Source organism: Mycolicibacterium celeriflavum (assembly GCF_010731795.1).
Classification (GTDB): domain Bacteria; phylum Actinomycetota; class Actinomycetes; order Mycobacteriales; family Mycobacteriaceae; genus Mycobacterium; species Mycobacterium celeriflavum.
On record NZ_AP022591.1, the window covers coordinates 2,442,988 to 2,467,753 of the forward strand.

Genomic DNA, 24,766 nt, shown 5'->3' on the forward strand with positions numbered 1-24,766 from the left:
GCGCACACGCCACCCGGGTGGACGGAGCCTGTGATGACCGCGGAGAACCAGGTCACGCCGACCGACGTCGACAAGGCGCTACTCGGCAGCGCGACATACCGCAGTCTCGGCGAGCAGAAGCTGTCCCCCCGCGAGGAGCGGTTCGAGAAGGCCCGCCGCACGGTCGGGCTGTTCCTCGCCCCACTGCTGACCGTCGTCTTCCTCGTCCTGCCGATCGACATCCCCCGCGAACAGCAGGTGCTGGCCGCCGTGCTGCTCGGCGTGATCGCGCTGTGGATCAGCGAGGCGGTGCCGATTCCGATCGGCGGCCTGCTCGGCGTCGCGGTCGCGGTCTTCCTCGGTGTCGCGCCGGTCGACGACGTGCTCGGTCCGTTCGGGTCGTCGACGATCTTCACGTTCATCGGCGCGTTCATCCTCGCCCAGGCGATGCTCAAACACGGTGTGGCCCGGCGGTTCGCATTCCGCATCCTGGCGTTGCCGCGCGCCGGCCGCTCGACGACCGGGGTGATCATCGCGTTCGGCGCGATCACCTGCCTGCTGTCGGCGTTCGTCTCCAACACCGCGACGGTGGCGATGCTGCTGCCGACGGCCATCGGCATCCTGTCGGTCATCGCCAAACTGTTGCAACAGCGCGGCGACGTCGAAGCCGACTTCGACCCGCAGCGGTTGCGGGTCGGCGCCGCGCTGATGCTGATGCTCGCCTACGGCGCCAGCGTGGGCGGCCTGCTGACCCCGGTCGGCAGTCCACCGAACCTGATCGGCCGCGGCCTGATCGAAGAGGCCACCGGTGAGCGGATCAGCTTCGGGCAGTGGATGGTGATGGCCATTCCCATCTGCCTGCTGATGTTCGCGCTGCTGGCGCTTGTCCTGTTGCGGCTGAACAAGCCCGAGATCAAGCGGATCGACGGGGTCGCCGAGTACGTGGCCAGCGAACGGGAGAAGCTGGGCAAGCTGTCGCGGGCGGAGAAGAACACCCTGATCGCATTCGCCGTTACGGTGACGTTGTGGATCCTGCCCGGCGTCTTCGCGTTGATCGCGGGCACCGAATCAGATGTGTACGAGTTCGTCAGCGACCGGTTGGACGAGGGCGTGGTCGCGGTGTTCGGCGCGTCGCTGCTGTTCCTGCTGCCCACCGACTGGCAGACCCGCGAGTTCACGCTGCGCTGGAAAGATGCTGCCGAAATCGACTGGGGCACAATCATTCTGTTCGGCACCGGCATCATCTTCGGTTCGCTGATCTCGTCGACCGGACTGGCCGAGACCATCGGGACCTCGGTCGACGATGCGCTCGGCCTGTCGAGCAGCACCGCGATCACGGTGTTCGCGGTGCTGTTGGCGATCGTCGTGTCGGAGACGACCAGCAACACCGCATCGGCGGCCGTCGTGGTGCCGATCATCATCCCGGTGGCGGTCGCCGCCGGGGTGAACCCGTTCGTGCCCGCGCTGGCAGCGACATTCGCGGCGTCGTTCGGGTTCATGCTGCCCGTCTCGACGCCGCAGAACGCGATCGTCTACGGTTCGGGCGTCGTGCCGATCACCAAGATGATCCGATCCGGCGTCACGTTCGACATCGCCGGCGCGATCCTGATCATCATTTTCCTGCCGATGATGATCAGCCTGCTGGGGCTGGGCACATGAGTGACATCGCGGTCATCCCCGGCGATGGCATCGGCACGGAGGTCATCGCGTCAGCCCGTGCGGTGCTCGACGCGGTAGCGGCAAAGCACGCAATCACGTTGCACTACACCGAGTTCGACTGGTCGTGTCAGCGCTACCAGCACGAAGGCGCGATGATGCCCGCCGACGGCATCGACACACTCCGCGGGTTCGACGCGATTCTCCTGGGCGCGGTCGGCTGGCCCGGGGTTCCGGACCACGTGTCGCTGTGGGGCTTGCTGATCCCGATCCGGCGAGCGTTCCGCCAGTACGTGAACCTGCGGCCGATCCGGGTGTTCGACGGCGTCGAGAGCCCGCTACGGACGCCGGGCGACGTCGACTTCGTCGTCGTGCGGGAGAACGTCGAAGGTGAGTACAGCGAGATCGGCGGCCGGTTGAACCGGGGGTTCCCCGACGAGATGGCCGTGCAGGAGTCCGTTTTCACGCGCGTCGGGGTGAGCCGCATCGCCGACTTCGCATTCGAACTGGCGCGCACCAGGCGCGGCTACGTGACGTCGGCGACGAAGTCCAACGGCATCGTGCACACGCTGCCGTTCTGGGACGAGGTGGTCGCCGAACGGGCTGCGCACTTCCCCGACGTTCGGTTCGACAGCGAGCACATCGACGCGCTGGCCGCGAAGTTCGTGCTGCAGCCGCAGCGCTTCGACGTCGTGGTGGGCTCAAACCTGTTCGGCGACATCCTCAGTGATCTGGCGGCCGCGGTGGCCGGCTCGATCGGGATCGCGCCGTCGGCCAACCTCGACCCGACCAAGCAGTACCCGTCGATGTTCGAACCCGTGCACGGTTCCGCGCCCGACATCGCCGGCCAAGGCATCGCCAATCCGGTCGGGGCGGTGTGGTCGGCGGCGCTGATGCTCGAGCACCTCGGGCACGAAGCCGCCGCGCGTGACGTGATGGCGGCCGTCGAGTCGACGCTGGCCGCGCCCGAGTCCCGCACGGGCGACATAGGCGGCCGGGCGTCGACGTCCGAGGTGACCGACGCGCTCGTCGAGCACTTGAGCCAAAGAGCCTGATTCCGACGTCAAATTGCGCGTACGGTGGGCCCGTGGCCGAGATCGACCGCAGCCGCGTCATCGCGGCAACCCCGACGCAGATCTGGGACGTACTGGCCGATTTCGGCGACCTCGCCTCGTGGCTCGACAACGTCGACCACTCCTGCATCCTCACGCGCGGTGCCGACGGCGCGATGGTCGGCACGACCCGCCGGGTGCAGATCGGGCGCAACGCCTTGGTCGAACGCATCACCGAGTGCGACCCGCAGTACGCCCTCGCCTATGACATCGAAGGCCTGCCCAAAGTCATGGGCAAGCTCAGTAACCGCTGGACCATCGAGGCCACGGGCGGCGGCGAGACCGTCGTGACGATCACCAGCACCGTCCGCAAGGGCCGCGGCAGAACGCAGCAGCTCGTCGAACGCCTGGCCTGCCAGGCGTTGGCCCGCACCTCCGACGCCATGCTCGCCGCGTTGGCGAAACGATTGGAGAAGACCTCATGACCGAGCGCCCCGACATCATCATCGTGATGACCGACGAGGAGCGCGCGGTTCCGCCTTATGAGTCGCCCGAAGTCCTCGCATGGCGTGACCGAATGTTGCCCGGCCGCAAGTGGTTCGACGAGCACGGCGTGAGCTTTGAGCGGCACTACACCGGGTCGCTGGCCTGCGTGCCCAGCCGCCCGACGATCTTCACCGGGCAGTACCCCGACCTGCACGGCGTCACGCAGACCGACGGCATCGGCAAGGTCTACGACGACTCCCGCATGCGCTGGCTGCGCCGCGACGAGGTGCCGACGCTGGGCAACTGGTTCCGCGCGGCCGGATACGACACTCACTACGACGGCAAGTGGCACATCTCGCATGCCGATCTGACCGACCCCGCGTCCGGTCAGCCGTTGGCAACAAACGACGACAACGGTGTCGTCGACACGAAGGCCGTGCAGCGTTACCTCGAGGCAGATCCGCTTGCGCCGTACGGCTTTTCGGGGTGGGTCGGCCCGGAGCCCCACGGCGCGCCGCTGGCCAACGCGGGGATTCGGCGCGACCCGCTGATCGCCGACCGCGTGGTGGCGTGGCTCAAGGACCGCTACGCGCGGCGCCGCGCCGGATACGCCGAGGCGCTGCGCCCGTTCCTGCTGGTGGCCAGCTTCGTCAACCCGCACGACATCGTGCTGTTCCCAGCGTGGCAGCGGCGCAACCCGGTGCGCCCGTCGCCGCTGGACCCGCCGCCGGTGCCACCGGCGCCCACGGCCGACGAGGACCTGTCAACCAAGCCAGCCGCGCAGATCGCGTTCCGGGAGGCGTACTACTCGGGCTACGGTCCCGCGCCGGTCGTCGACCGCACCTACACCCGCAAGGCGCAGCAATACCGAGACCTCTATTACCGGCTGCACGCCGAGGTCGACAACCCGATCGACCGCGTGCGCCGCGCGGTGACCGAGGACGGTTCCGAGCACGCGCTGCTGGTCCGCACCGCCGATCACGGCGACCTGCTGGGCGCCCACGGCGGCCTGCACCAGAAGTGGTTCAACCTGTACGACGAGGCGACCCGGGTGCCGTTCGTCATCGCGCGAATCGGGCCCGCCGCCACTGCAGCGCGCACGGTCACGGCGCCGACGTCGCACGTCGACATCGTGCCGACACTGCTCGGCGCGGCCGGTGTCGACGTCGAGGCGGTGGCCGCGACGCTGGCGGACACCTTCACCGAGGTGCACGAGCTGCCCGGCCGTGACCTGATGCCGGTGGTCGACGGCGCCCCGGCCGACGAGTCGCGGCCGGTCTACCTGATGACCCGCGACAACGTGCTCGAAGGCGACACCGGCGCATCCGGTCTGGCGCGCCGGTTGAAGCGGACGACGAATCCGCCTGCGCCCCTGCGGATCCGGGTACCCGAGCACGTCGCGTCGAACTTCGAAGGATTGGTGCTGCGGGTGGACCGCGAAGACGCCGACGGCGGGCAGGGTCACCTGTGGAAATTGGTGCGCACCTTCGACGATCCGGCGACGTGGACCGAGCCTGGCGTACGCCATCTCGCGGCCAACGGCATGGGCGGCGACAGTTACCGCACCGAGCCGCTCGACGACCAGTGGGAGCTCTACGACCTGACCGCCGATCCGGCCGAGGCCGACAACCGGTGGGCCGACCTCGACCTGTACGACCTACGCCGGCACCTGCGGATGCAGCTCAAGCAGGCGTGTGCGACGTCCGTCCCGGAGCGGAACCATCCGTGGCCGTACACGCCGCGCAAGACGGCCGCCGGTCGCGAAGGGCTGATCCGACGGCTGATCCCAGGGACTTGAGCGCCATCGGACCTTTGATGATCGGCGGGTCGGAGCGTACGGTTCTCGTGGGTTGATTCCCCAGCCTCGCGGAAACGTCACGGCGGCGATCTGACTTCCCCGCCGGAGGTTCCAACCTCGACGTCAGCCGGCCAGATCAGGGTTATATGAGGGGCTGGGGGGCTCATTTCCGAGATTTCGCGGAAATATCGCTGTATTTCGCTTCGGCGACGGTATGGTCGCGCCGCCACCACCAGCGGGCACGGGGTGGGTACAGTCGGGAGGCCTGACAAGCTCCGCACCTCGCTTCAACCGAAGCGACGGACCACCTAGGTGAACGAAATGGGCCGGCGAATGCCCGCCGGACCACCGCAAAAACCTATCTATGGCGTCATGACGCCAGGGGCCTGAAGGATTGTAGTGAGTCAATTTACCGAGACGATGTACCGGAATGCCCGGTGGAGCACGAGAGGGATGGTGACGGGTGAGCCGGTCGCGCCCGTCCGGCACACCTGGGCCGAAGTCAACGAACGTGCCAGCCGCATCTCAGGCGGGCTGGCCGCGGCGGGTATCGGGCACGGTGACGCGATCGCCGTGCTGGCCGGCGCCCCCGTCGAGATCGCACCGACCGCCCAGGGCATCTGGATGCGCGGCGCCAGCCTGACCATGCTGCATCAACCCACGCCGCGCACCGATCTGGTGCGCTGGGCCGAGGAAACCACCGCCGTGATCAAGATGATCTCGGCGAAAGCAGTCGTCATCAGCGAGCCGTTCATGGCGGCCGCACCCGTGCTGGCCGGCCTCGGCATTACCGTGCTGACCATCGAGTCGCTGCTGACGGGCGAGTCCATCGACCCGATCGAGACCACCGACGACGACGTCGCGCTGATGCAGCTGACCTCGGGATCCACGGGTTCGCCCAAAGCCGTTCAGATCACGCACGCCAACATCGTCGCCAACGCCGACGCCATGACGGTCGGCTGTGATTTCGATATCGACACCGACGTGATCGTCAGTTGGCTGCCCTGTTTCCACGACATGGGAATGACCGGCTATCTGACGGTGCCGATGTACTTCGGCGCCGAGCTGGTGAAGGTCACACCGATGGACTTCCTGAGCGATACGTTGTTGTGGGCCAAGCTGATTGACAAGTACAAGGGCACCATGACCGCGGCTCCGAACTTCGCCTACACGCTTTTCGCCAAGCGGTTGCGACGGGTGGCCACGCCCGGCGAGTTCGACCTGTCCTCGCTGCGTTGGGCGTTGTCGGGCGCTGAGCAGGTGGACCCGCTCGACGTCGCGGATCTCTGCGAGGCCGGCGCGCCGTTCGGGTTACGACCCGAGGCGATCGTGCCGGCCTACGGGATGGCCGAGACCACGGTGGCCGTGTCGTTCTCCGAATGCGGTCGCGGGATGGCCGTCGACGAGGTCGACGCCGACCTGCTGGCCGTGCTGCACCGCGCGGTGCCCGCGACCAAGGGACACACCCGGCGGCTGGTCAAGCTCGGCAAGCCGTTGGACGGCCTGGAGGTTCGGGTGATCGACGAAGACGGCGCAGACCTGCCGCCGCGCGGCGTCGGTGTCATCGAGGTCCGCGGCGATCCGGTGACCAGGGGCTACACCACCGTGGCCGGGTTCATCCCGGCGCAGGACGAGCGCGGCTGGTACGACACCGGCGACCTGGGCTACCTCACCGAGGACGGCGAGGTGGTGGTGTGTGGGCGCCTCAAGGACGTCATCATCATGGCTGGTCGCAACATCTATCCGACCGACATCGAGCGGGCCGCAAGCCGCGTCGATGGCGTGCGGCCGGGTTGCGCCGTCGCCGTGCGGTTGGATGCCGGGTTGTCGCGGGAGACATTCGCGGTAGCGGTGGAGTGCAAGAACTTCGCCGACCCCCACGAAGTGCGCCGCGTCGAACGGCAGGTCGCCCACGAGGTGTTCGCCGAAGTCGACGTCCGGCCCCGCAACGTGGTGGTGCTCGAGCCGGGCATGATCCCCAAGACGCCGTCGGGAAAGTTGCGCCGCGCGCACGCGTTGTCGCTCGTGAACTGATCACCGAAACGGTGCGGGCAGGTAGATTCCTGACCCGAGATGGCTGTTTACGACGCCCAACCGGGTCGGGGGCAATCGGCGCCCGAAACCGCCCTGTCGGCCGCACAGCGCGACGCCGACGAGGCTGAGCTGTATGCCGGGCTGACGGGCGTCGCCGGCTTGGTGGCCGGTGCGCGAGGGATGACCGATCTGCTCGGGGAGGTGGCCGAGTTCGCGGGCCGCGCGATACCCGGCGTCGACGGCGCCGGCATCGCGTTGAAACAGCCCCGGGACGGCGCGCCGTGCATCGAGGCGTGGGCCGCGACGGCGGAGTTCGTCAACGAGATCGACCGCGTCCAGTACGAGCAGCTTCAAGAGGGACCGTGCCTGACCGCGATGCAGTCAGGGCGCCCGACCGTCAGCGGATCACTGGGCTCCGACCGCAGATGGCCGCATTTCGGCGGCCGGGTGGCGCGGATGGCGGTGCATTCGGCGCTGTCGCTACCACTACTGGTGGGCGAACGGGTGATCGGTGCGATCAACGCCTACGCCCGCGCTCGCGACGCCTTCGGTGAGCACGCCGTTGAATTGGGCACCCAATTCGCCGGGCCGGCCGCGGTGTCGGTGTACAACGGCCAGTTGCTCGCCCATGCCCGCGAACGCACGCAACAACTGCAGCGCGCGTTGGGCAGTCGCGCGGTGATCGACCAGGCGATCGGGATCATCCGCAGCCGCTCCGGCGCAAGCGCCGAGCAGGCGTTCGACCGGTTGACGCGGCTCAGCCAGAGCGAGAACGTCAAGCTGCACATCGTGGCCGAGCGGCTGGTGGATGAGGCGGTTCGTCGCGCTCAGGCCCGGCACCGTCCTTAACGCGTTGTGCGCCCGGCGAATTCGGCGATCGAGGCCACCAGAGCCGGGCGGGCGGTTCGATCCGTCATAAGCCGACGGGCCACCTCGGTGAGATGTTCGCCGTTGGCGCGTGCATACGAGCGCAACAGCGCGAATGCGTCTTCGACCGACACGTCGAGTTTTTCGCGCAGGAAACCCTTCGCCTGTTCGACGACGACGCGGCTGGCCAGCGTGGCGCGCAGTTGCGGCACCACGGTCGACGGGGCGGGCGCGCGGCCCTGCAGCAGCGCCACGCATGCGATGTGGGCAAGGGTCTGCCCGGCGGCCAGGTCGGCTTCGTTGAGTTCGCCGGGCCGGGTGCCGAACAAACCCAGCGCGCCCAGGACGCGGCCGGCCGCACGCATCGGAACGGCGTGCACAGAGGCGAAGCCGCCCGCCAGCGCGGCGGGAACGAACCGGGGCCAGCGCTCGGTGGCCGTCCGCAGATCGGCGACCGAGACGGGCGCTGCGGTGGCGTAGCAGTCCATGCAGGGGCCCTCGTCGGCCTGCAGCTGGAACAGCTCCAGCTCGCGGGCCTGCTCGGAGGTCGCGGCCACCAGGCGCAGCTGGTCGAACGGGTCGGCCAGCAGAATGCCGGCAGCGGCCACGTCGAGCAGCACGGCGCACTGCTCGGTGAGCTCGGTCAGCAGGTCGACCACGTCGAAGTCCTCGAGGACGGTGTCGACGAGGGCGACCACGGCTTCCAGCACGCAGGTTTCACGAGGGGATTCAGTCACGTTCCCTCCATTCTGGCGTCGTGGTCAAGGCGGGCATCAATCCGACTCCAGCCGCAGGCCGCGATCGAGGATGTCGCGGGCCACGTCGGTGGCGCTGCGTCCGGTCGAGTACGCGTGGGCGCGCAGGCGGACCAGGGCTTCGGCTGGCTCGACCCCGAGCTGCGCGACCAGCATGCCGGTGGCCTGGCTGACCTCGGCCCGGGCCAGCGTGTGCAGTTCGGCCCAGGCGTTGCTGTCGGGTTCGTCGACGGCGGCCCGAAGGTCGGTGTCGAGCAGGTCGAGCAGCGGCACACCGGCCATCTCGGCGGCGATGGCGGCGCCGGCGAGTCCGTCGCGGTCGATCGCGCCGGGCTGAGTGCGGAACAGGTCGAGGGCGCCGACGTATTCGCCGGCGACGACGACCGGCATCGCGAAGACGGCGCGGACCTCGAGATCGACCATGGCGGGTCCGTAGACGGGCCAGCGGCGCTCGTCGCGGTCGTCGAGGTCGTGCACCAGAACCGGCGCCCGCCCGGTGACGCTGTCGAGGCAGGGTCCCTCGCCGAGGATGAACTGCAGCTCGTCCAACCGGCGGGCGGAATCGCCGCTCGAGCCCAGCGTCCCGCTGTTGACGCCGTCGAAAACCAGCGAGATGGCCGCCGCGTCCACGCCGAACAGTTCCACGCACGCGTCACAGATCCGGTCGGCGGCCTCTGTCCCGCGCCGACCGTCGACGGCGGCGAGCAGCTGTTGCTGGATCGTCACGTCAATCGGGGCGGCGGTGCCGGCGGGAAGTCACGCCCGCACCGGCTCGTCGGCCAGCAGACGTTGTGCGAGACGAAGGTAGGCGCCGGCGACGGTCGACCACGCCAACTCCGGCGCCATTCGCCGGGCCTCGGCGGCCATCGCACCGGCCAGCCGTGGCTGGGTGACGATCTGACGCAGAGTTGCCGCCAGGCCGGCGGAGTCGTCGTGGTCGACGACCGCCCCGGCGCCGCTGCTGAGCAGTTCGCTGGCGTGCGGGAACGCGGTGGCGACGACGGGCCGGCCGTGGGCGATGGACTCGACGAGGACGCCGGAGGTGACCTTTTCTCTGCAGTCGTACGGCAGTACGACCACCGACGACTGCTGTAAGAGCGTGGCCAGCATGGCGCCGTCGTAGTAGCGCGGGTCGAACGACACGGAATCCGCGACGCCGCTGGTGTGCGCCTGTTCCATCCGGGCTTCCCGGTACGTCTCGCCCTCGACGGCGAGGGTGTGCGGATGGGTCGGGCCGGCGATGAGATACCTCGGCCGACCGGGCACGTCCTTGAGCGAGGCCATCACCTCGATGACGCGCTCGACACCGTCTCCAGGGGCCAGCCAACCCCAGGTCAGAACGGTGGGCCGGCTGGGGCGCTTCATGTGGGCAGCCACCGGAACGGTCGCGCCGTGCGGAATCGTGGCGATCTTCTGCCGGTCTACGTCGTAGTCCTGATGCAGGCGCCGGCATGCGGCATCGGACATGACGACGAGGCGGCTTGCCGATGACGCTATTGCTTCGAGGTCCGAGCGTTCTTGCGCTGTCGGCGATTTCGGAACAGAGCGGATGATGACGATCGATGGCACGGAGAGCCCGTCGAGGATGGCGACCACGTCATCGGTGGTGCGCAGATCGTGCTGCACGATCGCGACGTCGGCCCGGTCGAGTGGCTCGTCCGACGCATACGGGCTGGCAGCATCCCCGACGACGCCGACGTCGACGCCCTGGGCGCTCAACGCGCGGGACAACCCCGAGGTGAACCGCGCCATCGCGCACGATTCCGGGGCAGGTGTTCCCAGGATGCCGACGCGCGCAAGGCGTCTAAGACGTTGCGGGAGCCGGGGATTCGAGATGAAGTCAGATGTGGGCGAGGCGTTCAAAGCGGTCCCAACTGACGATTGGTACCGGCGTGTCCGGCATGAGCGGTTGCTCCGCGCGATCAGCGGAAATCGGCTGATACGTTCCGGAATGGCTGGGTTCCCAACTTCTCCAGGCTACACCCGGCGGATTCATCGGCCGAGCGCGGTACGACGCCGATCGTGGCCAGGTGGCGTAGGGTCGTTGCATCGGGACCATCCAGGCCCCCGCGATCAAGGGGCCAGCGATGTCTGACAAGTCTCCTCGGCAGTCGATGACCAAGAAGTCCGGCAAATCTCTGAAAGAAAAACGTGCCGACAAGCACGCCAAGGCCGCCGCCAAGAACACCGCGGCCGATGCGGTCGGTGAGCTCAGGAAGCGCTGAAGCGTCCGACCAACCGACTAGCTCCAGAACCGCCGCTTGTTCCAGTGGCTTTCGTCGCCTTCCACATCGGTCCACTCGCCCGCCGCATATGTGCGCGCATGCTTGGCACCACCACGGACAACATCGAGCGTGCCATCGCCGTGCTTGATGTAGGCATCGCCGAAGCGCATGTACTTGTCGGTTGCCCCGTCGGGGAGGGTCACGGTGACGGTCATATTCGTTACCTCTTCAATCGGACGTGTCCGCCCACGTAGCAGGCTGCCCGCAACCCCAACAGTACGCCGTTCAGGCGAACTTGCGCTCCGATGCGGTCTCGGGTGCGTCATCGCTCGTCGCGGTGAGGAACCGGTCGGGTAGGGCCAACTTGTAGATCGTTCGCAGCGTCAAAAGGTATTGGCGCGCAAGCGAACCGCTGGTGTAGGGCAGGTCGTACTTCTCGCAGATGGCGCGCACTCGGACGGCGACCTCCGCCAAGCGGTTACTCGGCAGGTCAGGAAACAGATGATGTTCGATCTGGTAACAGAGGTTGCCGCTCGAAAACGCCAGTAGCGGACCGGCGTTGAAGTTGGCGGCGCCCAACATCTGCCGCAGATACCATTCGGCGCGAGTCTCCTCGTCGAGGACGTCGGCGGTGAATTTCTCGGCGCCGTCCGGGAAGTGCCCGCAGAAGATCACCACGTACGTCCACAGGTTGCGCACCAGATTGGCGATGAAGTTCGCGGCGAGGTTCCTGCGCCAGCGCCGGCCGCTCAGCGCCGGGAAGAGCACATAGTCCTTGACCGCTTGCCGGGCGATCTTGCGGACCAAGGTCTTCCTCTCCCGCGTCAGTTGTTCCGTGTCGCCCGCCGCTCGATCGCGTTCGGCGTGCACACCGTGCAGCGCGATGCCCCACTCGAAGATCGCTGCCAGCAGGATGTTTCGTAGCGGCTGAAGCAGGTGCACGGGTTGCCACGGAATGTCACGGGTGATGCGCATGATGCCGAATCCGAGGTCGTCATCCACGCCGACCACGTTGCTGTACACGTGGTGGCGGTAGTTGTGCGAGTACCTCCATTGCGAGGAGACGGCGACCATGTCCCATTCCCATGAGCTGGAATGGATTTCGGGGTCGTTCATCCAGTCCCACTGCCCATGGGACACGTTGTGGCCGATCTCCATGTTCTCGACGCACTTGGCGAAGGCCAGCGACGCGGTACCCAGCAACCAGCCGCCCCGTGACCGGCTGCAGCCGAGAATCAGCCGCCCCGCCAGTTCAAGTGAGCGTTGAAATTTGATGGTGCGCCGGATGTAGGCCGCATCCTTCTCACCGAGTGATTCCTCGATGTCGCGGCGGATGGTGTCGAGCTCGGCGCCGATGGCCTCGATGTCGGCCTGGCTCAGATGCGTGTACGCACCGATATCGGTGATGGCCAAAGAATGTCCTGTGGTCTCGTGCGGGGTGGTCTCGGTGGGCTCGAGTCCGAACCCAGGGTGATTGCGGACCACCGGCCGATATCGGAAGTGACGACGGCAGCGCGTCGGCGTTGCCACCAGTCTAGAGAAGGCTCCCGTATGTGTCGATGTGACGTATCAGCGCTTCGGCGACGTCACGCGCCGGTGGTGAGAAGAGAGTCGACCGTCGACGCATTGCCGGCAGTGGCGGCGGCCATCGCGATGGTGTGCGCATAATCGGCTTCGGTGGCTGCAGGAACTACCAGCAGCACGATCCGGCCACCTTGGCCGTCCAACACTCCGATCGTGTTGGCCGGCTGCCGGTGGTAGCCGTCGAGGCGGACGACTCGCCCGTCCACGACGATCTTTCGCGGCGCATCGGCCCACTCACCGACGTTGTACGTCACCCGCGCCACGGGGCCCAGGCGTACCGACAGCACGCTGAGCAGGTCTGGGAGCTCTTGCGGCAGGTCACCGCTGTGCGGCCACCATGCCCCGTCGACATAGCCACTCGTCGGCGCCTTGCGCTTCAAGCGCAACCGGGGGGTGTTTTCGGGCCCGTCGTGGCGACGGCCGGGGTCGGCACGATTTTCTCGTTGTGCCATGGGAATGTTCCCGTCTGAGCCGTCCAACGGCTCGGTAACTCGCATCGGCGACGACACAATCTCAACCGGTCGCGTGCGACATATCGCCGATAGACCCCAAGCCTACGCCTACGAGGCAAGGAATACGGTCCTGAGTTCAAAGTGCTTGTCCGAGAACATGATTCGTGCGTCCAAACCCAGAAACGAAAAGTGGGCCGGTGGGATATACCCACCAGCCCACAGTCGATTCGTGAAAGCTAGACGGCGGTTACGCCGACTGCCTGAGGTCCTTTGGCGCCCTGTTCGATGTCGAACTGAACGCGTTGGTTCTCCTCCAGCGACCGGAATCCATTTCCCTGGATCTCCGAGTAGTGAACGAACACATCCTTTGCGCCGCCGTCGGGAGCGATGAAGCCGAAGCCCTTATCGCCGTCGAACCATTTCACAGTTCCCTGTGCCATACTTTTCAACTTCTCTCATCTTGAACGGATGTAGTAAACATCCGCGTAGAGGCTATCACGGTGGCGAAAAGGCGCCCGTGTAGTGTCGAAGGCGAACCGTTACCTCTGAAGACGCGATCCCGCCTTCGACGGCTCGAAGCGAGGAAATTGCCGATGTATCACACCGTTTCGATTGCTCAGCTTGTGGCTCATACGGTCTGTGGTCCGGCGATCATGTCTGCAGACCTGTGACCGCGGCGAGTCAACGGCGAAGCACCCGACCGGTCCGGCTCACATTGGCCGCTGCAGCCGGCGACGGCCTCGACGGGGCGTGGTGGCCGCGGACCGCGTCGATGGCTCTCGAGCTCCCCGAATTGATCGAGGCGCTGCGCGACTCGCTGGGGCCGGTCGTCGACATCCAGGTCAACTGGTCGTCGACGAACGCGGTGCCGGATCTCGACATGCTGACCCGCCGCGGTGTGGCCGCCATCCCCGGCTGGAAGAACCGTCCTCAGCGGGTCATGAGCGTGACGGGCGAGCACGGCAGGGCGAACCTGTTGGTGGTGCCGTCGGCCACCACCTCGGCCTTGGCGATGATGGTGCTGCGGCACGCGGCGGGGCTGCCCGTCGACAGCCGGCACTCAGACTCCGCTCAGAACCTTGCCGCATGTGACATCGTGCAGGCCGCACGGGCGGTGTGCGCGCAGCAGGTCACTCCGTCGAGTAGTCGAAACTGAGCGGCCGATCACATTCCCGGAGCACGGTTCGGGTTATTGGTGTCGTGGGCTTCGCGCCATGCTTCCCACACTTCCGGGCGGAGCCGACCGCGATCGGGCACCGGCAGACCGGCCTGGCGTGCCCAGGAACGGACCTCGGCGGTGCTGGGCTCAGGCTCCGCGATGCCCTGGTCGCGAGCGACGACATCGATGCGGACTCCCGAAATACGCTGCAGCGCAGCCTCTTCGGAACTGGCCCACACGTGGGCTGCGGCGAGGAACCGGTAGGTCCATTCCTCCGCCAGCTGGCGGGTCTCACAGAACACGATCGACACAGTGGGCCACCGGATCTGTAACTCCGCGAGGCCGTCGGCGATCACCGCTGGACGGACATACCCGAGCCGGAACAACTGTGAATAGCGGTCTTCCACCACGACCGCCGCGCGCGGAAGCGACGACAGATGCGCGATCTGATACCGAAGCTTGCCGTTGGCCAGGCTCGACACCAGATCGGGGGCGGATTTTCGTTCGACGCTGGCGACCAGCAACCCGTCGACGGCTATCCCGTAGTCGCCGCACGGCAGCGCCCGCCGCACGATGCTGACCTGTTGGGTGTTGAAGGTATACGCGTACCGCTCATGCGCATCCACCAGCAGCTGCAGTTCCTCGATGCCTTGGGCGCGAGCGGTCGGTGTCCGAACGTTGGGCCGCGCTTGTTTGCGGGTGCGCGGCGATTGCCAGAACACCACCTCCCGGCCTCGCGCGGTGGTGAACACCAGCTGGGAGCGATTCTCCCTGGGGCGCTGCAGGATCACGTCGATGGCGGCGCCTCGGCGTTGGCACGATTGCAGCGGAAGCCGTTCGACGATCTCGGCGTCGGCGGGCCAGTCGTCGAGGCTCATCTGATGGCAGTACAGCGCCTTCACCCGCGGCCACGTGCCTGAGGTGCGAAACAGCAGGTCTCCGCCTGGCTGCGGAAGCCGCAGCAGGTAAGGCAGCCGGGAGTCTTCCTGCGGGTTGGCCGCGATCAACAGTTCCGCCACGTGACCAAGTCTGCCGGGTGCACACCCGGCCTGGTCAAGGCCGGAGGTGCGCTTATTGACAGTGGCGCCATTACGGCGTTGGCTTCAGGCAACCGAAGGGGCCGCTCATGGCAGACGTGGACTATTGCGTGGTGGGCGCCGGGTTCGCCGGCTTGACCGCGGCGTTGCGGTTGAAGCAGGCAGGTCACTCGGTGGTGTTGCTCGAGGCGCGCGACCGCGTCGGTGGTCGCACCTTCACCGAGGTGCGGGACGACGGAGTCTGGATCGACCGCGGCGGTGCGTGGATCGGGCCCGGCCAGGACGCCATCTACGGGCTCATGAACGAATTCAATGTGGCGAGCTACAAGCAGTACACCGACGGCGACGCAATGATGTTGGTCGACGGCAAGAAGTACCGCTATACGGGAACGATCCCGTTGTCGATGAGCCCGTGGGCGGTCGCCAACATCGGCGCGGTCTTTCTCGAGCTCACTCAGATGTGCAAATCGATTCCGGTGCACGCGCCGTGGACCGCGCCCAAGGCGCAGAAGTGGGACAAGCTCAGCTGGGCGGCGTGGCTGGACAGGCACACGATGTCCAAACCCGCGCGGGAACTACTGGAGAGCTCCATCTCAGGGCTGTATACGTCTGCGGCGTCGGAGTTTTCGATGCTGTTCGTGCTCTATCAAATGGCGGCAGCGGGCGGGCCGAGCTTCGTGCTGGGCGTCAAGGACGCCGCCGAGGATTCCCGACCGGTCGGCGGCATGGGCGCCATCCATCGCGCTGTCGCGGCTGAGCTCGGCGACGTCGTTCACCTGTCACAACCGGTTCGCAGCATCGCTCAGAGCGCCGACGGAGTGGTCGTGCGGTCCGAGGACATGGTGGTCAACGCCCGCCGGGTGATCGTCGCCGTACCTATTTCGATCGCCAGCCAGATCACTTATGAGCCAATGCTTCCCGTCGATCGATCATTCCTGCACCAGCGGATGCCGAGCGGGGCGGTCTACAAGATTGCACTGGTGTACGACGAGCCGTTCTGGCGGGCCGACGGCCTGTCGGGCCAATCGTTCGCGCCGGGGTCGCCGGCAAACCTCACGATCGATTCGTGCACGGACACCGGGAGTCCCGGAATGCTGACCGTCATCACCGAAGGACCGGAAGCGCGCCGGATCGGCGAACTCGGCGACGACGAACGCAAGAACGCAATTCTCGGCGCGGTCGCCGGAAGGTTTGGCGGCAAGGCGCTTTCCCCTCTTGATTACGTCGAGCAGAACTGGACCGTCGAGCGCTACTCCGGTGGCGGGATGATTGCCCACACGCCGCCGGGCGTGCTCACCGAGTTCGGTCCCGCGCTGCGCGAGCCGTGCGGACGCATCCACTGGGCCGGCACCGAAACCTCGGCGGTGATGTACGGGTTCATCGACGGAGCCGTGCGCTCCGGCGAGCGCGCCGCGACGGAGGTCATGGAGCGTGAAGCGGTGGCGGTGGTGTGAGGCCGGCTACACCCACAGGACAGCGACGGCCGCCGCCGCGAAGGACAGCACGCCGACCGACCAGAACAGTGGGCGTGGCACCGGATTGCCGGTCCGTCGCTGGCGGGCGCTGCCCATCCCGAGCACGCCGCCGAGCACGATCAGGATGACGAGCTTCACGCCGATCTTCGGGTAGTTGTGCTCGATCCCCTCGGGCCAGGGTGCGGCGAGCGCCAGACCGGTGAGCAGCGAAAGCAGGATGCCGTAATCCATCGCGCGGGTGGTGCGGAATCGTCGGGCCACGGTTTCGGCCACCCAGGCGCCGAACGTTACCGCGAAGCCGACGATGTGCAGAAGCACAACTACGTTACGTAGTAGGTCCATGGGCAGAGCTTATGCAGCGGGGCTGCGCTGCACAAGGTTTGGCGTCGAGCGCGCCCATCGGCGGCGGGTACTGTGCAGCCCGTGAGCGGGGATCTGATCCTCACCGACGAGTTTCGCGAGGCGTTGGCGCTGCTTGCCGGCGGCAGGCATCTGTTTCTCACGGGCAAGGCCGGCACCGGCAAGTCGACGCTGATCCGGCACTTCATGGCGGGCACCGACCGCAATGTGGTGGTGGCCGCGCCCACCGGGATCGCCGCGCTCAACGTCGACGGGTACACCATCCACCGGCTGTTCGGGTTCCGCACCACGACGACGCTGTCCGACGTCACCGGTGGGCAGTACCGGCCTGGCCGATTCGCCAAGACGCTGGCGTCGCTGCAGACGTTGATCATCGACGAGGCCTCGATGGTTCGCGCCGACGTCTTCGACATGGTGGCGACCGCGCTGGAGCGGTTCGGTCCGGAGCCAGGAACACCGTTCGGCGGAGTGCAGATCGTGTTGGTGGGCGACCTGTACCAGTTGCCGCCGGTGGTGGGTGACGGTGAAGAAGGCTACTTCTCGACGGTCTACGAGACGCCGTACTTCTTCTCCGCCCGCACGTTCGATCGCGGGGACTTCCCCACCGTTTCGCTGACCACGGTGTTCCGCCAGCTCGGCGACGACCGGATGACCGCCATTCTCAACGAGATTCGCGAGGGCATACTGCTCGGCCACGCGCAGGATCAGCTCAACGCCCGCGCCGACAAGGATTTCGTTCCGCCCGACGACGAGTTCTGGTTGACGCTTGCGCCGACCAACCGGCTGGTGACCGCGCGCAACCGCCAACAACTCCAGCGGCTGCCGGGCGACGAGATGCTGCACCGCGCCAAGGAGTCTGGCGATCTGACCTTGTTCGACAAACCGATCGAGGACCAGCTGCGGTTCAAGGTCGGCGCTCAGGTGATGATGCTCAACAACGACCAGGGCGACCGGTGGGTCAACGGCTCGATCGGGCGCGTGGCCGGCGTGGGCTACGACCGTTACGGCGTCGTCGTCGAGGTCGAGTTCGCCGACGGATCATGCGCGGACGTCACACCGTTCACGTGGGAGGCGACCCGCCCGGTGGTCGACGGCGGGTCACTGCGTCGCGAGGTGATCGGGACGTTCACGCAGTTACCGTTCAAGCTCGCGTGGGCCATCACCATCCACAAGAGCCAGGGCCAGACGCTGGAGCGGGTGGTCGTCGACCTCACCGGTGGAATGTTTTCGACGGGCCAGCTGTACGTCGCATTGAGCCGCTGCACATCGCTGGGCGGGCTGGTGCTGAAACGTCCGGTGCTGCCGAAGGATCTGAAGACCGACCGGCGGATCGCCCGCTTTCTGCGTACCTCGGCCGGCGGCTCGGCTGCGCGCAAGTACTGCGCGATCGGCATGCTCACCGTCGGTGAGGAAGGGCGGATGTCGCGTCCCCGACCGGTGGAGCTGGCAGTAGCGTTCGACGACGGCACCGCGGTATCCACACTGATCAACCCGCAGCGGGATCTCGCCGATGCACGGAATGCGTACGGCATCACCGTATCTGATGTGCTGCTGGCGCCGACCTTGCGGGAGGCGTGGGCGGTGATCGCGCCCATGCTGGCGGGCTGCACGCCGGTCGGTGTGTCGGTGGACGAGGCGCTCGGCCTGATCGACTTCGAGCTCAAGCGGCTCGGTCATGTGGCGGTGATGCCGCTGGGCGTCGAACTGCGCCGGGCCCGGGTGGCGGGGCGCACGGCGCTGGAGCGGGCGCAGTCAGCGCTGACGGCATTGTCGTCGGCGGAGATCGAAGAAGGCTCGTCGGCGTTCGAGGAACCTGAACCGGCGGAATCGGTTTCGGGATTGCTCCTCAGCCGCGACCACGCCGTTCCCACACCGGCGGCCGATCATCTGCCGGCGTTGTCGGCGGTGCTGCGGATCAGCCGCGGAGTCGGCGCGGTGGTGCTGGGCGGAGCGTCGGCCGACGAGGTGACCGATGGTGAGTCGTCGTGGGACGCGGCCGCCCGGCAGTCGGTGGCCGATCAACTGCGCGCGGCGGCATCGCGGGCACTGCTACCGGACGAGGTAGTGGCGCGCCTGCACGAGGCGTCGACGCTATTAGGCGTCGACGTGGTGAGCGGAGCAGTCACCGTCGCGCGTCACGACATCGGATCTGCCTTGGTGCCAGGTGCTCGGATCTGTTTCACCGGAACGGCTTTGGATCAGTCAGGCCGTGTCGTGGAGCGCGAGGAGATGGAGCGGCTGGCCGCGTCTGCGGGCTTGGCGCCGGTGCGCTCGGTGACCAAGACGCGGTGCGAGGTGCTGGTGACCGCCGAGGCCGGTACCCAGTCGGGCAAGGCACGCAAGGCGCAGGAGTACGGAAAGCCGGTGTTCACCGCCGAGGAATTCTTCGCCTGGCTGTCGGGTCGCTGACGTCGGTAGTGTTCAGCCGCACCAGGTTCGCAACTGTGCGGCAATCTCGTCGACGTCGTCGATCACTCCGGATGCCACGGCGACCATCAAGTTGAACCGGTCATCCTCGCTCGCCGTCACCCATTCGCCGTTGAGGCCGAGGAACACCTGACACGCTATCCATGCCAACCGTTGGTTGCCGTCTAGGAGGGCGCGGTTGCGGCAGAGCGAATGCAGCAGAGCGCCTGCCTTGGTGTAGATGTCGGGATAGGCCACGCTTCCGGCCACTGTTGTCTTGGGCCGCGCCACCGCCGCGCCCAAGAGGCCGTAATCCCTGACCACGCAGTCATCCGCGACGGCGCGCGCTGCCACGAGCAGCAAGTCGTCGAGGTCCAGGTAAACGGTCACGTGTCGGCTAGCCGCCGCAGCACACCCTGTTCACGCTCAATGACCCTGTCCAACACTGCTTTTACTTCGTTCTGGTGAGCACGACGCTCGATATACTCATCGATGGCCGACAATGCCACAGCTTGCATGGAACGCCCCTCGGCAGCAGCCTGCCGGCGCAGTGCTTCGGTCTGCGTATCGCTGGTTCGCAGTGTCATACCCACGCCAGCATGATACCAGTCTGATACCACAGCGAAATGTCGCATACCCGACGTAGCGTCGACGCATGGCGAACGTCAAGACGCGAGTCGCGCGGGTCGCTGAGGCGGTGCTGGCCGAACAGGGGGCGGTCCGCCCGGTCGACGTCCTCGTGGGCGTGGGCTGGCTTGCACAACCCAACGTCGAGAGGTGGGAGCGGGGCCGCGTCCCCTCGCTCGACCGGTGCGTACAGGTTGACGCCGCCAAAGTCGCCGAAGCTGCAGCAGCGTTGCACGATTGGGCCCAAGAGCGGGGCCTCGAGCAACGTGACGGCGATTACGGCGACCTCGTGTTCACCACCGACGGTGATCCGGAGGTCGAACGCGCCTACCGCACATACTGGGCATCGGCGGCTTATGTCGATTCATGCGCGCAGCCACGCCGCCCACGGGAGATCGTCGTGATCTCGCCGCACAACTCGTGGGAGTGTTCGTCGTGCGGCGAGGAGGGTGACTTCCTGCTCAAGGGCCGGACCGGCACGTTGTGTCTCGACTGCGCCGACCTCGGCCACCTCGAGTTCCTGCCCGCCGGCGACGCCGCCCTGACCCGTCGCGCCAAGAAAGCCAGCAGGCTTTCCGCCGTCGTGGTTCGCTGGAGCAGACGCCGCCATCGCTATGAGCGACAAGGGATTCTGGCCGAACCCGCGGCGATCGAGCAGGCGGCGCGCGAGTGCCTGTCGGACGCCGAGCTGCGGGACCGGCGCAGGGATCGCGACAGAATCCGCCGAGCTGAGGACGACGTTCGCTTCCAGGGCGGGTTCGCCGCCGCGATCCGTGAACAGTTTCCCGGTTGTCCGCCCGATCGAGCGGAGGCGATCGCATTGCACGCAGCCGCTCGCGGCAGTGGCCGCGTCGGACGAAGCGCGGCTGCGCGAGCGTTGGATCCCGACGCGGTACGCCTCGCGGTCGCCGCTTCGGTGCGCCATCTCGACACCGACTACGACGATCTGCTCATGTCGGGCGTCGAACGCGACACCGCTAGGGCGCAGGTGTACGACCGCGTCGAGGACGTCCTCAACGCCTGGCGCGACGGTGTCGCGCTGCTCGACACGTAGCGAAAAGCTGACGCTCTACCGATCGAGCGCGGACGCGATACCCGTATGCCCGAAGTCGTCGCCCTTCCACAGCAGCGGCTCGCGCGTGTCGAGCGCCAGCGCGTAAGACAGGCAATCGCCGAAGTTCAGTGCCGCGGGGTGACCGCTGCCCCTGCCAAAGTCCGAGTAGGCCTGACGAGCCAGCCGGGCTTGGTGCTCGGTGACGGGCTCGATACTGAACTGGGCCTCGGCAAGCAGCTCGTCGAGGCTTCTGCTGATGACCGGGTCTCGCTGGTTGTCCAGCACGATCCCGCACTCGAGATAGCTTGCCGCCGAGAGCCTTCGCACGCTGGCGTCGGCGATGGCGTGTGCGTACGTCGCCGCATCGGCCTCGGCAGTCAGGACCGCGATGACGGCCGATGTATCGACGATCATCTCGGCAGCCCACGGTCGTCGTAGAGGAGGGCACCGTGATCGACACTCTTGACTTTGGCACTCATCCGGGTGGCGCTCCTGCGGCCGATGGCCAGAAGCCGGTTGGCAAGTTCGTCTTTTTCCAATCTGGCCAGCCGCTCGCGGACGGCGGACGCGACTGCTTGCGCCTGCGATTCTCCAGTGATAGCCGTGATCCGCTTGACCGCCTCGTGGACCGCGGCGTCTTTGATGTTGAGGGCCATTGGTACCTTTCTACCCGCTTGATGGTACCACCGACGACTACGCGGACTCAGCATGCGCTCCTCGGACCACGTCGCAGACGCTGACGAAGCGTGACCACTCGGCCTGGGTTGGACGCACCCCGGTGTCGCCGAGCGCATCGGGACTGACTTCGAAGCCGGGCGCAACGGGGGTCAGCATTCCGGCAAGCTTGGCGATGTGCCCGGCCGGACTGTCTTCGAAGCTCTCGAACACGCGCTCGCGAATCCATGCTTCCGCGCTGTCGATGCCCGCGACCACGTCCAGCTCAGGAACGCGCAGAGCGCCGTCGCACCGTGTGACGTGTTCCTCGTAGCGGTCTTCCCAGACCTCGCTCTCCCACCCCGGCCACAGCTCGGGCAGCGCGTGAAAGAAACCCATCGTGTCGGCAGTCTGCCAGGCGCTCACCGTCTTTCGGCGCACGTCGATGTGAGCGCCCCCTTCGGGGATCTTGCCGAGTTTAATTCTGCGGATGCCGGGGCCGGGCAGTTTGCCCAACAGTGCCGGTCCATGCCACGCCTTGCTGAGATGCCACCACAACGGCCAGAACCGGAGCTGCCCTTCGGCGTCGACCACAGAGACCAGGTGGCACAGGTGGTTTCGGCCACGAGCCAGCTTCAGAGTCGGCTGCCTGTCCCACTCGTCGGGCCGCAATCGAGCTCCCACATACCTGGCTAGTTCTTCGGTTCCGTCGTATGCCCAGCCGATCTCGAAGCCGGGCCACAGCATGGCGAGCACACCCATGAGGGCGCGACGCTCGTTCATCTCCACCATCAGCGGCTCGCCGAAGAACAGGAGTCGGCGGCGGTCGAGATCCACCACCGCGCCACCGTCGGCCCACGTCGGAGGGCACCAATCGTACTTCTGGCATCGCCGCAGCGAGTTTGCGTATCGCAGCGCCAGTTCCGGCCCGCCGATCAGCGCGTCGAGCATGCGGCAGCCTCCCCAGTGCGAGTAATAGAGCTGCCAGTCCTGGTCCCTGACGATGACGAAGTTGGCCCTGTTGCCCATGTCTCCCCCGTTCTCCGATGACGCGGCGACGGCTCGCGCGTCGATTACCCCGAGTGTTGTTTGACTGTCCGACATGTTGAGGCGGGGAACGGGACTGCCTGTGGATAACTGCGGAAGGAGGCGGGCGTTGCGGCGAGATCGCCGACCCGCTATGCGGTGCCTAGGCCTTTGACCTCCGCGACGCATAGATCGGCGACGATCGCCGCGAGTTCGGCTGGCGTCTCCTTCGGGTCTCTGAGCCAGGTTTCGATGAGGTAGTTGGCCCCGCCGACCATGAACAGCGCGCTGCGGCGCAGCACGTCGGGATCCGGCGTCTCGGTGCCGAGAACTTCGGGGGCGAGTTCGATGATCAGCGCGGCGATGTGATCGAGGATGCCGGCGCGATGCTCGGCCAGGCCTGGGACGGTGCTGACGTCGCCGGTGGCGATGCGGTGGATGTGCGGGTCGGCGGCGATGATCTCGAGGAATGCCGTCAGCGCAGAGGTCAGCTTGTCGGTGAGCGTGCCGGGGTCGCCGACGCCGGCGTTGACCAGGGCGTCGAGCAGCTCGTCGCGGACCTCGTCGGCGGCGGCGAACACGATTGCCTCGCGGTTCGGGAACTGCTCGTAGAAGTAACGCGTGGTCAGGCCCGCGGCGCTGCAGACTCCGCGCACGGTCACTTCGGTGACGCCGGACGTCCCCCAGATCCGGCGCGCGGCGGCGAGCAGCTTCTGGCGGCGTTCGGTACGACGGTCGTCCGCGCTCACGCCGCCGTAGTCACGCATCACCTCTGCGCGCTTCATTGACATGAGCCTACCTGCGCGTTAGCTTTGGACTACGGTTGTTATCAGAAGTGCTCGAGGGAGAGTCTCATGAGTCAACCCGTTCCGGCCCGCCATCCGTCGAATCCCGGTCCGGTCCCGGCGGCTGTGCGGTTGTTCGCGACAATGCTGGGCGTCGAAGCGCCATCTGGCGAGCGGTGGGCCAAGCTCGGCACGAACCTCAACATCGGCGACGAGCCGATGGACCGCCTGGTCGAGTGGATGTCGTCGACGGGCATGGAGCAGACGCGGCCACTGTTCGATCGTGCGCTCACGTCGGGCATCGCCAGCGTGCCTGAGGCGCCAGAACCGTTGCGCGCCTTCTTCGCTGAAGTCGAGACGGTCCCGGAGTGGGTCGACTGGGAGCTCGTGCGACGAGGCCAGCGCGCATTGCGCGCAGGCGGCGCCGACGGTATGTACGTCGCGCGTGACGTGTCGCTGCTCGGCGGCTACCAGTTCTCGGGGTTCAACAAGACGTTGATCAGGACGGGTGCGCTGGAGAAGGGCTCGAACAAGCGGTTCGCCGAGACGATGCAGTGGGCGTTGGACATCATCTCCGAAAACGGCATGGCGCCATTGGGTATCGGCTACCGGTCGACCATCCGGGTGCGGCTGATCCACGCGTTCGTGCGTCGGCATGTGGCCGCGATGCCGGACTGGCGGGGCGACGAATGGGGTGTTCCGGTCAACCAGACCGATATGGCGGCGACGTTGGTCGGTGCGCTGATCGCTCCCCCGGTGGGCGCGTTGGGGATGGGATTGGTGTTGCCGCCCAAGGAGTATGAGGCGATCGCGCATCTGACCCGATATGTCGGTTGGCTGATCGGGGTGGACGACGAGTGGCTGCCACGCGACTTCCGCGACAGTGTCCGGGTGCTCTACCACACGGTGTCGGCGCTGTCGGAGCCCGACGAGTCGACGAAGCAGTTGGCGATGCCGATGGCCGATGATCCGATGTTGTGGCAGTACCGCAGCATGTCTGGACTGCGGCGGCGCATCGCGCGGTCTCAGCATCTGTCGGTGACAAGCGGATTCCTCGGGCCCCGCGCGATGCGGGCACTGGGGCTGTCGCCGTGGGTCGTGCCGTGGTACCCGGTGGTGCGGACGCCGGTGAATCTGCTGCGCAGCGCAGCGGTGTTCATTCGTCCCGACGGAATCGAGCGTGCGGCGGTACGCGGCGACCGTGAGCAGAAAGCCTGGCTGCGCACGATAATCGGCGAGGACGAGGCGACGATCGGCGAGTCGGCGGCACACGTCAGCCGGGTCGCGTAAGACAT

27 protein-coding genes are annotated in these 24,766 nt (G+C 66.9%); 12 read left to right on the plus strand and 15 right to left on the minus strand.

Going from position 1 to position 24,766, the window contains the following annotated elements; genetic code table 11:
* Positions 1 to 33: 33 nt before the first annotated feature.
* From G6N18_RS11985 to G6N18_RS12010, 6 genes are all read left to right on the plus strand, one after another.
* Entirely contained in the window at positions 34 to 1,638 is a 1,605-nt protein-coding gene (locus G6N18_RS11985; protein ID WP_067221358.1) for an SLC13 family permease, read from the plus strand.
* Positions 1,635 to 2,690: a tartrate dehydrogenase gene (locus tag G6N18_RS11990; protein WP_083005320.1), complete on the plus strand. Its 1,056-nt coding sequence runs from the start codon at positions 1,635 to 1,637 to the stop codon at positions 2,688 to 2,690. The genes G6N18_RS11985 and G6N18_RS11990 overlap by 4 nt, the downstream gene beginning before the upstream one ends.
* 32 nt (positions 2,691 to 2,722) lie before the next feature.
* Positions 2,723 to 3,172, plus strand: coding sequence for an SRPBCC family protein (locus tag G6N18_RS11995; protein ID WP_067218308.1), 450 nt, complete (start codon positions 2,723 to 2,725; stop codon positions 3,170 to 3,172).
* A complete protein-coding gene (locus G6N18_RS12000) occupies positions 3,169 to 4,971 on the plus strand; it encodes a sulfatase-like hydrolase/transferase (RefSeq protein ID WP_083005317.1) in 1,803 nt (600 codons plus the stop codon). Before G6N18_RS11995 ends, G6N18_RS12000 begins: the two co-directional genes overlap by 4 nt.
* 399 nt (positions 4,972 to 5,370) lie before the next feature.
* Positions 5,371 to 7,005, plus strand: coding sequence for a fatty acyl-AMP ligase (locus G6N18_RS12005; protein WP_083005314.1), 1,635 nt, complete (start codon positions 5,371 to 5,373; stop codon positions 7,003 to 7,005).
* A 39-nt stretch (positions 7,006 to 7,044) separates the two neighbouring features.
* A complete protein-coding gene (locus G6N18_RS12010) occupies positions 7,045 to 7,854 on the plus strand; it encodes a GAF and ANTAR domain-containing protein (protein ID WP_067218319.1) in 810 nt (269 codons plus the stop codon).
* Here the strand turns inward: G6N18_RS12010 and G6N18_RS12015 are convergent.
* Genes G6N18_RS12015 through G6N18_RS12025 form a run of 3 tightly spaced genes read right to left on the minus strand, consistent with a single transcriptional unit; the run spans position 7,851 to position 10,379 of the window.
* Entirely contained in the window at positions 7,851 to 8,609 is a 759-nt protein-coding gene (locus G6N18_RS12015; RefSeq protein WP_083005311.1) for a GAF and ANTAR domain-containing protein, read from the minus strand. The genes G6N18_RS12010 and G6N18_RS12015 overlap by 4 nt on opposite strands.
* A gap of 36 nt (positions 8,610 to 8,645) precedes the next feature.
* A complete protein-coding gene (locus tag G6N18_RS12020) occupies positions 8,646 to 9,353 on the minus strand; it encodes a GAF and ANTAR domain-containing protein (protein WP_083005308.1) in 708 nt (235 codons plus the stop codon).
* A 30-nt stretch (positions 9,354 to 9,383) separates the two neighbouring features.
* Complete coding sequence (locus G6N18_RS12025; protein ID WP_109749536.1) at positions 9,384 to 10,379, minus strand: glycosyltransferase; 996 nt, start codon at positions 10,377 to 10,379, stop codon at positions 9,384 to 9,386.
* Positions 10,380 to 10,714: 335 nt separating this feature from the next.
* Here G6N18_RS12025 and G6N18_RS24235 point away from each other — a divergent pair, with 335 nt between their 5' ends.
* A complete protein-coding gene (locus G6N18_RS24235) occupies positions 10,715 to 10,852 on the plus strand; it encodes a hypothetical protein (RefSeq protein ID WP_165606448.1) in 138 nt (45 codons plus the stop codon).
* 17 nt (positions 10,853 to 10,869) lie between these two features.
* Here G6N18_RS24235 and G6N18_RS12030 read toward each other — a convergent pair whose 3' ends face one another.
* From G6N18_RS12030 to G6N18_RS12045, 4 genes are all read right to left on the minus strand, one after another.
* Positions 10,870 to 11,067: a hypothetical protein gene (locus G6N18_RS12030; protein WP_067218335.1), complete on the minus strand. Its 198-nt coding sequence runs from the start codon at positions 11,065 to 11,067 to the stop codon at positions 10,870 to 10,872.
* Positions 11,068 to 11,137: 70 nt separating this feature from the next.
* On the minus strand, positions 11,138 to 12,265 hold the full coding sequence (locus G6N18_RS12035; RefSeq protein ID WP_067218458.1) for a fatty acid desaturase family protein: 1,128 nt from the start codon (positions 12,263 to 12,265) through the stop codon (positions 11,138 to 11,140).
* Between the two features lie 173 nt (positions 12,266 to 12,438).
* Positions 12,439 to 12,888, minus strand: coding sequence for a DUF5994 family protein (locus G6N18_RS12040; protein WP_067218337.1), 450 nt, complete (start codon positions 12,886 to 12,888; stop codon positions 12,439 to 12,441).
* A gap of 236 nt (positions 12,889 to 13,124) precedes the next feature.
* On the minus strand, positions 13,125 to 13,328 hold the full coding sequence (locus G6N18_RS12045) for a cold-shock protein (RefSeq protein WP_067218341.1): 204 nt from the start codon (positions 13,326 to 13,328) through the stop codon (positions 13,125 to 13,127).
* Positions 13,329 to 13,555: 227 nt separating this feature from the next.
* Here G6N18_RS12045 and G6N18_RS12050 point away from each other — a divergent pair, with 227 nt between their 5' ends.
* On the plus strand, positions 13,556 to 14,044 hold the full coding sequence (locus G6N18_RS12050) for a DUF5994 family protein (protein ID WP_067218345.1): 489 nt from the start codon (positions 13,556 to 13,558) through the stop codon (positions 14,042 to 14,044).
* A gap of 8 nt (positions 14,045 to 14,052) precedes the next feature.
* Here the strand turns inward: G6N18_RS12050 and G6N18_RS12055 are convergent, their stop codons facing one another.
* Complete coding sequence (locus G6N18_RS12055) at positions 14,053 to 15,066, minus strand: ERCC4 domain-containing protein (RefSeq protein WP_067218348.1); 1,014 nt, start codon at positions 15,064 to 15,066, stop codon at positions 14,053 to 14,055.
* Positions 15,067 to 15,173: 107 nt separating this feature from the next.
* Between G6N18_RS12055 and G6N18_RS12060 the strand changes: the two genes are divergently transcribed.
* Positions 15,174 to 16,538 (plus strand): flavin monoamine oxidase family protein, encoded by a 1,365-nt coding sequence (locus G6N18_RS12060; RefSeq protein ID WP_067218352.1) that lies wholly within the window; start codon positions 15,174 to 15,176, stop codon positions 16,536 to 16,538.
* A gap of 6 nt (positions 16,539 to 16,544) precedes the next feature.
* On the opposite strand, the gene G6N18_RS12065 is transcribed toward G6N18_RS12060, so the two are convergent.
* Positions 16,545 to 16,901, minus strand: a complete 357-nt coding sequence (locus G6N18_RS12065) for a Fe-S protein (protein WP_067218355.1) — start codon at positions 16,899 to 16,901, stop codon at positions 16,545 to 16,547.
* An 81-nt stretch (positions 16,902 to 16,982) separates the two neighbouring features.
* Between G6N18_RS12065 and G6N18_RS12070 the strand changes: the two genes are divergently transcribed.
* Positions 16,983 to 19,328, plus strand: a complete 2,346-nt coding sequence (locus tag G6N18_RS12070; protein WP_083005305.1) for an AAA family ATPase — start codon at positions 16,983 to 16,985, stop codon at positions 19,326 to 19,328.
* A 12-nt stretch (positions 19,329 to 19,340) separates the two neighbouring features.
* Here G6N18_RS12070 and G6N18_RS12075 read toward each other — a convergent pair whose 3' ends face one another.
* Both G6N18_RS12075 and G6N18_RS12080 read right to left on the minus strand, forming a co-directional pair.
* The gene (locus G6N18_RS12075) at positions 19,341 to 19,715 is read right to left on the minus strand and encodes a type II toxin-antitoxin system death-on-curing family toxin (protein WP_083005302.1); all 375 of its coding nucleotides are present in this window, start codon (positions 19,713 to 19,715) and stop codon (positions 19,341 to 19,343) included.
* Positions 19,712 to 19,918 carry a CopG family transcriptional regulator gene (locus G6N18_RS12080; protein ID WP_083005371.1) on the minus strand — a complete coding sequence of 69 codons (207 nt, stop codon included), beginning with the start codon at positions 19,916 to 19,918 and terminating at the stop codon, positions 19,712 to 19,714. Before G6N18_RS12080 ends, G6N18_RS12075 begins: the two co-directional genes overlap by 4 nt.
* 62 nt (positions 19,919 to 19,980) lie before the next feature.
* Here G6N18_RS12080 and G6N18_RS12085 point away from each other — a divergent pair, with 62 nt between their 5' ends.
* Positions 19,981 to 21,006, plus strand: a complete 1,026-nt coding sequence (locus tag G6N18_RS12085; protein WP_083005298.1) for a DUF2293 domain-containing protein — start codon at positions 19,981 to 19,983, stop codon at positions 21,004 to 21,006.
* Between the two features lie 15 nt (positions 21,007 to 21,021).
* Here the strand turns inward: G6N18_RS12085 and G6N18_RS12090 are convergent, their stop codons facing one another.
* The 4 genes from G6N18_RS12090 to G6N18_RS12105 all read right to left on the minus strand — a co-directional run bounded on the left by G6N18_RS12090 (position 21,022) and on the right by G6N18_RS12105 (position 23,471).
* Positions 21,022 to 21,420 (minus strand): type II toxin-antitoxin system VapC family toxin, encoded by a 399-nt coding sequence (locus G6N18_RS12090; RefSeq protein ID WP_083005295.1) that lies wholly within the window; start codon positions 21,418 to 21,420, stop codon positions 21,022 to 21,024.
* Positions 21,417 to 21,662, minus strand: a complete 246-nt coding sequence (locus G6N18_RS12095) for a type II toxin-antitoxin system VapB family antitoxin (protein WP_083005291.1) — start codon at positions 21,660 to 21,662, stop codon at positions 21,417 to 21,419. Before G6N18_RS12095 ends, G6N18_RS12090 begins: the two co-directional genes overlap by 4 nt.
* A gap of 37 nt (positions 21,663 to 21,699) precedes the next feature.
* Positions 21,700 to 22,689, minus strand: a complete 990-nt coding sequence (locus G6N18_RS24540) for a hypothetical protein (protein ID WP_170309981.1) — start codon at positions 22,687 to 22,689, stop codon at positions 21,700 to 21,702.
* A gap of 149 nt (positions 22,690 to 22,838) precedes the next feature.
* Entirely contained in the window at positions 22,839 to 23,471 is a 633-nt protein-coding gene (locus G6N18_RS12105; RefSeq protein ID WP_083005288.1) for a TetR/AcrR family transcriptional regulator, read from the minus strand.
* Between the two features lie 69 nt (positions 23,472 to 23,540).
* Between G6N18_RS12105 and G6N18_RS12110 the strand changes: the two genes are divergently transcribed.
* Complete coding sequence (locus G6N18_RS12110; protein WP_083005284.1) at positions 23,541 to 24,761, plus strand: oxygenase MpaB family protein; 1,221 nt, start codon at positions 23,541 to 23,543, stop codon at positions 24,759 to 24,761.
* Positions 24,762 to 24,766 lie beyond the last annotated feature (5 nt).